The sequence below is a fragment of the Sphingomonas sp. genome (assembly GCF_031380695.1).
GTDB lineage: Bacteria > Pseudomonadota > Alphaproteobacteria > Sphingomonadales > Sphingomonadaceae > Sphingomicrobium.
This window is the reverse complement of record NZ_JANMWY010000198.1, coordinates 1-5,840: the sequence shown is the minus strand read 5'-3', so window position 1 is coordinate 5,840 and position 5,840 is coordinate 1. Positions and strand designations below refer to the sequence as shown.

General features: G+C 67.2%; 9 protein-coding genes. 4 read left to right on the top strand and 5 right to left on the bottom strand.

The window, feature by feature from the left end; translation table 11 throughout:
* Together galE and RMN84_RS07290 are read left to right on the top strand one after the other, a co-directional pair.
* A partial coding sequence (gene galE / locus RMN84_RS07295) for a UDP-glucose 4-epimerase GalE (protein WP_309611520.1) occupies positions 1 to 699 on the top strand: 699 nt, incomplete at its 5' end.
* On the top strand, positions 684 to 2,312 hold the full coding sequence (locus RMN84_RS07290; RefSeq protein ID WP_309611519.1) for a M20/M25/M40 family metallo-hydrolase: 1,629 nt from the start codon (positions 684 to 686) through the stop codon (positions 2,310 to 2,312). The genes galE and RMN84_RS07290, both read left to right, overlap by 16 nt.
* A gap of 25 nt (positions 2,313 to 2,337) precedes the next feature.
* Here the strand turns inward: RMN84_RS07290 and RMN84_RS07285 are convergent, their stop codons facing one another.
* A complete protein-coding gene (locus RMN84_RS07285; protein WP_309611518.1) occupies positions 2,338 to 3,117 on the bottom strand; it encodes a hypothetical protein in 780 nt (259 codons plus the stop codon).
* A gap of 180 nt (positions 3,118 to 3,297) precedes the next feature.
* On the opposite strand from RMN84_RS07285, the gene ykgO reads away from it, so the two are divergent.
* Together ykgO and RMN84_RS07275 are read left to right on the top strand one after the other, a co-directional pair.
* Positions 3,298 to 3,423 carry a type B 50S ribosomal protein L36 gene (gene ykgO / locus RMN84_RS07280; protein ID WP_006833921.1) on the top strand — a complete coding sequence of 42 codons (126 nt, stop codon included), beginning with the start codon at positions 3,298 to 3,300 and terminating at the stop codon, positions 3,421 to 3,423.
* 181 nt (positions 3,424 to 3,604) lie between these two features.
* Positions 3,605 to 3,877, top strand: coding sequence for a hypothetical protein (locus RMN84_RS07275; protein WP_309611517.1), 273 nt, complete (start codon positions 3,605 to 3,607; stop codon positions 3,875 to 3,877).
* Between the two features lie 15 nt (positions 3,878 to 3,892).
* On the opposite strand, the gene RMN84_RS07270 is transcribed toward RMN84_RS07275, so the two are convergent.
* The 4 genes from RMN84_RS07270 to RMN84_RS07255 all read right to left on the bottom strand — a co-directional run.
* On the bottom strand, positions 3,893 to 4,288 hold the full coding sequence (locus RMN84_RS07270; protein WP_309611516.1) for a hypothetical protein: 396 nt from the start codon (positions 4,286 to 4,288) through the stop codon (positions 3,893 to 3,895).
* 9 nt (positions 4,289 to 4,297) lie between these two features.
* Positions 4,298 to 4,756 carry a hypothetical protein gene (locus RMN84_RS07265; RefSeq protein WP_309611515.1) on the bottom strand — a complete coding sequence of 153 codons (459 nt, stop codon included), beginning with the start codon at positions 4,754 to 4,756 and terminating at the stop codon, positions 4,298 to 4,300.
* Positions 4,753 to 5,634 carry an acetylglutamate kinase gene (argB, locus tag RMN84_RS07260; RefSeq protein ID WP_309611514.1) on the bottom strand — a complete coding sequence of 294 codons (882 nt, stop codon included), beginning with the start codon at positions 5,632 to 5,634 and terminating at the stop codon, positions 4,753 to 4,755. Before argB ends, RMN84_RS07265 begins: the two co-directional genes overlap by 4 nt.
* Positions 5,631 to 5,840 (bottom strand): hypothetical protein (locus RMN84_RS07255; protein ID WP_405051458.1); only part of this gene is annotated, 210 nt, incomplete at its 5' end. The genes RMN84_RS07255 and argB, both read right to left, overlap by 4 nt.

Below are 5,840 nucleotides of genomic sequence, written 5' to 3'. Positions count from 1 at the left end.
GCGCTGCTGGCCGAGGCGGTGGCGGCGGGGGTGCCGCATTTCGTCTTCTCGTCGACCGCCGCGATCTACGGCGAGCCCGAGCGATTGCCGATCGAGGAGGGCGACGCCAAGTTGCCGATCAATCCATATGGCGCGTCGAAGTGGATGACCGAGCAGATGCTGGCCGACGCGGCGCGGGCGCATCCGTTCAACTATGCCGCGCTGCGTTATTTCAACGTGTCGGGCGCGGACCCGCAGTTGCGGTCGGGCCAGATCGGCAAGTCGTCGACCCACATCATCAAGGTCGCGACCGAGGCGGCGCTGGGCAAGCGGAGCCATGTCGACGTGTTCGGAACCGATTATCCGACGCCGGACGGCAGCTGCGTGCGCGATTATATTCACGTGTCGGACCTGGCGGCGGCGCATGTCGCGGCGCTGGCGCGGCTGGCGGCGGTGCCGGGCGAGAACCTGCTGCTCAACTGCGGTTATGGGACGGGCCATTCGGTGATCGAGGTGCTCGATGCGCTCGACGAGGTGTGCCAGCGCAAGATCCCGCGCGTGCTGGGCGCTCGGCGGGCGGGCGATCCGCCGATGCTGGTCGCGTCCAATCGCGCGCTGGTCGAGACGCTGGAGTGGACGCCGCGCCATGCCGACATTCACCAGATCGTGAGCGACGCGCTGGCGTGGGAGTGCAAGCTGATCGATTGGAAGCCCCGCTGATCATCCCGCGCCTGACCGTCGCCGTGCTGGCATTGGCGCTGTTCGGGGCGGCACCGCCGTTGCCACCCTTGAGCGCAGAGGAGGCGAGCGCCGCACGCTATGTCCGCGCCCAGGTCGAATTCCTTGCCGACGACCGGCTGGAGGGGCGGCTGACGGGCTCGCGCGGGCACGAGATCGCGGCGACCTATGTCGCCAGCCAGTTTCGCGCGCTGGGACTGGAACCGGGCGGGCTCGACGGGCAATGGTTTCGCCAGGTGCCGCTGCGCCGCGCGAGCAATGAACCGGGAAGCCTGGTCGCCAGCATGAGTGGCACCGGCGGCGGGTCGCTTCGCGCCGGCGTCGATGTCGCGGTGCTGCCGAGCCTGACCGAGCGCCATCGCGAGATCAACGGCGAGCTCATATTCGCCGGGTATGGGCTTGACGAGCCGCTGCTCGGGTTCGACGATTATCGCGGGCTCGACGTTCGCGGCAAGATCGTCGTCCTGCTGGGCGGGGTTCCGGCGAAGCTGCCGGGCGACATCGCCGCGCATCTGCGATCGACCAAGAAGGAGGCTGCGGCGGCGCGTGGCGCGGCCGGGCTGATCATCCTGTCGGGTGACGGACCGCGCGGCGACGTCGCGGCGACGATACGGCGGACGGTGACCGACTGGCACGATGGCGAGACCATCGGCGATACCATGGGCGTGCGCGCGGCGATCACCCTGTCGCAAGAATGGCAGCAACGGCTGTTCGTCGGGGCAGCGCAGAGCCTGGCAGCGGTGCGCATGGCCGCGAAGTCAGGGTCGCCGCGCGGCTTCCCCCTGCCCTACCGACTGACGCTGCGCACCGCATCGAGCTGGGAGGATTTCTTCAGTCCCGAAGTGATCGGCAAGCTGCCCGGCACGGGGCCGCTGGCGGGGGAGCATGTGCTGCTGATGGCGCATCTCGACCATCTCGGCATGAAGACCGACGAGAAGACGGGCCGGAAGACGATCTACAACGGCGCGCTCGACAATGCCGCCGGGGTGGCAACGATGATGGAGGCGGCGCGCGAGCTGGTCGCCAGCGGCAAGCCCCCTGCCCGCACGATCCTGTTCATCGCCAACACCGGCGAGGAGGAGGGCTTGGTCGGCGCCGACTATCTCGCCAGCCACCCGCCCGTTCCGCTGGCCAGCATCGCCGGGGTGGTCGACCTCGACATGCCACTGCCGCTCTATGATTTCACCGATGTGATCGCCTTCGGGGCGGATCATTCGACGATCGCGCGGACGGTGGCCGAAGCGGGGCGACAGATGGGGATCGGCGTGGCGGCCGATCCGATGCCGCAGGAATCGATCTTCGTGCGGTCCGATCACTACCGCTTCGTCCGGCGCGGGGTGCCGGCGATCCTGCTGATGACCGGCTATGCCAATGGCGGCGAAGTCGCGTGGAAAAATTTCCTCGCCCGCACCTATCACAGCCCGGCGGACAAACTGTCGCAGCCGATCGAATGGCGCTCGCTCGCCCGCTACGGCATGCTCAACGCGCGCATCGCCCGCGCACTGGCCGACGCGCCGAAGCGGCCACGATGGATCGCACGCGATTATTTCGGCGACCGCTTTGCACCGGGACAGCCGCGCGCGCCGCGACCGTAAAGCCGTCAGCGCGCGCGAACCGATACTATTGTTTGTGCGCGACGTAGCGTGTGGTCGTCCCGACTTCATGATCGACGCTGACGATGTTGGCCGTGGTCGGATTGACGAGGTGGATGGTGAAGGTGCTGACCAGCTTGCCCTTGCGCGTGTCGGTTTCGACCCAGGTCATCGGGCCGGTCTGGCGGATCGCCGCCTTCGTGCCGCCGGGATCGCCGAGCACCGCCACCGCGGGGCCACCGAGCTTGGCCTCATAATGTTCGCCAGTCGGCGCCGACATGCGGAACATGCCCTTGTCCTGGCCGAAGGTGACGGTCAGCGCGGCCGCATCCATCTTGGCGATCTTGCCGTTGCGCCACGACCCGGAGATTAGGTGCGCGCCCTTGGCACCGGCGGCAGCGCGGACGTCGGTCGCCTCGACATTAGTCTCGACGCCGTTGGCGGCGGTGTTCTTGCGAGTCCAGTTGATGGTCTTGCCATCGGGCGAGATCGTCGCGGTGCTGGCGTTGACCGATTTGCCCTTCTGACGGTAGCCGAACATGACGGTGTGGGCGTCGGCGACTTTGACCATGCCTTCGTCGACATAGGGATCGCCCTTGATCGGGTGCCATTTGCCGTCGGCAGCGATTGCGAATACGGGCACGCAGGAGCTGCAGCGATAGACGCCATGGTCGAGCGATCTGACTTTCGGCTTGGTGCTGAGCTGGGCCGAGTTGATGTCGGCGACCCAGGTGCCGTCGATGGGCGCGGCAAGAGCCGGCGTAGCCAGCATGCTGGCGGCCAGAAACGCAAAGGTTTTCCTGATCATATGCTACTCCCCTGATATGCGACCGAGGTCCCCTCGCCGCCCGGCCAAGCTGCTTTGTTAATCCAAGTGAGTCAACCGGAACGAGCGCCCAACCTTGACGCGAACCGACTCCCCCCTTAGGGGGACGCCAGGTTTCGACCATCAGCCGACAACATGATCAACTTAGCAGGCGCCCCGGCCATGAAGATTCGTAATTCCCTGAAGTCGCTCAAGTCGCGCCATCGCGATTGCCGAGTGATTCGCCGCCGTGGCCGGACCTATGTCATCAACAAGACCAACCGCCGCTTCAAAGCGCGTCAAGGTTAAGCTGCGGGGCAGCTTGGCCGACCGCGCTCGTCAAGGCTAAGCCCTTCCGCTCCTCGCGGTTTTGCTCGAATTTCGATGCTGTTGCGCGGTTCGCGCCACGGTTCGTCGCATCTGACGCTCCATTCATCTTCATGCGCCATTCACTCGTCGCTATATAGAGAAGCGAGCGAGGAGAAGTGTGATGTCGATGTCGAGGGCAAAGTGGGTGACGGGTGCGGCGCTAGCCGTGATCCTGACCGGCTCGGCCGGGGCGACCGTCCAGTCGACCGGCAACGACGCCGCGACCCCCAAGAATTTCAATTATGAGATCCGTGACGGCAAGCGCGTGCCCAAGGGCAATCGCGTGACCAACGCCGACGGCAGCTGGCGCGAGGAAGTGCGCGTCGGCAGCTGCACGACGGTCAAGCAGAAGACCGCCAACGGCGATTATAGCGAGACCCACAAGTGCGATTGATCGCGCGGTGAGATGTCAGGCGGCGGGCTTCGTGCCTGCCGCCTTTTTCACGTCCAGCACCTTGCACTCGGGCAGCTTGAGTTCCTTCAGGTCGGCGCATGGCCGCACCTGGATGCTGCCGTTGGCGGCGATGAAGATCGCCCAGTCCTTGCCGTCGTCGCAGTGCGCCTGCCACATCGCCAGATTCTTGTAATCGGTGACGAAGCCGGTGGCGGTGACGCGCTTGCAGGTCGCGCCGCCGTCATAGATCGCGCGCTTGAGCGCGATGGCGCGGTTCATGTCGCTGGCGGCGGCGAGCTGGCGCTGCTCGTCGCCCTGGACCTTGATCACCGGCTTGGGCGTCGGTGCGGGCTGATCGCAGCTGGCGAGCAGCGCAGTGGCGGCGGCGATGATGGTGACGGCGTGTTTCATGACTCTCTCCTACCCCGCCGCGCGGCGATCGCGAAGCCGGGCGGCGAATGCGCCCGGCCCGACCCCGTCGGCCAGTGCCAGGAAGATCGTATCATCCCCGGCTATGGTTCCCGCGATTTCGGGTAGCGCGGCCATATCGATCGCATTGGCGACCAGATTGGCCGAGCCGGGCGGGGTGCGCAGGACCAGCAGCGTGCCCGCAGCGACGATGGCGGTGACATATTCGGCCAGTAGCCGGTCGAGCCGCGCCGCCGCCGCGCCCGCATCAATTTCTTCGGGCAGCGCATAGCGGATCGCCCCGTCGCGCTTGAGCTTGACCGCACCCAGCTCGTCGAGGTCGCGCGATACCGTCGCCTGGGTGGCGACGATCCCGGCCAGGCCCAGCCGCGCGACCAGTTCGTCCTGGCTGCCGACCCGCTGCTCGCGCAGCCAGTCGGCGATCAGACGCTGGCGCTGGGCCTTGCTCATCGCGCGATCGCGTCGCCGTTGGCCGGGGGCACGAACACCATCGTCCCCTCACCCTTCTCGGTGAAGAGTTCGATCAGCAGCGAATGTTCGGCGCAGCCGTCGAGCATGACGGCGCTGCCGACCCCGCCCTCGACCGCCTCGACGCAGCTGGTCAGCTTGGGGATCATGCCGCCGGTGACCGAGGCGTCGGCGATACGGCGGCGGGCGTCGGCGGCGGTGAGTTCGGCGATCAGGCTGGCGGGATCGGCCGGGTCGGCGAGCAGGCCGGGTGCGCCGGTCAGATAGATGATCTTTTCGGCCTGCATGGCGACGGCGATGGCGCGGGCGGCGTCGTCGGCGTTGACGTTGTAGGGCTGGCCGTCGATCCCGGCGCCGACGGTCGAGACGATCGGGATGAGCCCGTCGTCGAGCAAGGCGTGGAGCAGGCGGGCGCGGACCTGCGTGACCGTGCCGACGAAGCCGAGCGCGGGGTCGAGCGGTTCGGCCTCGAGCAGGCGGCCGTCCTCGCCGGCCACGCCGATCGCCAGCGGCTCGAGCGCGTTGACCGCGCCGACCAGCTCGCGGTTGATCTTGCCGACCAGCACCATCCTGACAATGTCGAGCGTCTCGGCATCGGTTACGCGCAGCCCGTTGCGGAACTCGGGGACGAGGCCGTTGCGCTTCATCTGCTCGTCGATCTGGGGACCGCCGCCGTGGACCAGCACCGGGCGGATCCCGACCGAGTGGAGCAGCAGCACGTCCTTGGCGAGGCTACGCGCGCGGTCGGGATCGGTCATCGGCAGGCCGCCGACCTTCACCACGATCGTCTTGCCGGTGTAGCGGCGGATGAAGGGCAGCGCCTGGATGAGCAGCGCGGCGGTGTCGTCGGGATCGATCATGACGTCTGCACATTTTCCTTGATGTAGCCGGGGCCGAGATCGACCCCGACGGCGCGCCCGGTGCGGGTGCCGAGACCGAGGTCGACGGTGATGGCAATTTCGGGGAGGATCATGTGAGCGTGGACGGCGGCTGCGTCGTGGGCGATTTCGACCCCGCCGCGCGAGACGATGATGCCGCCATAGGCGACCGCGGCTTTCTTGCTGAC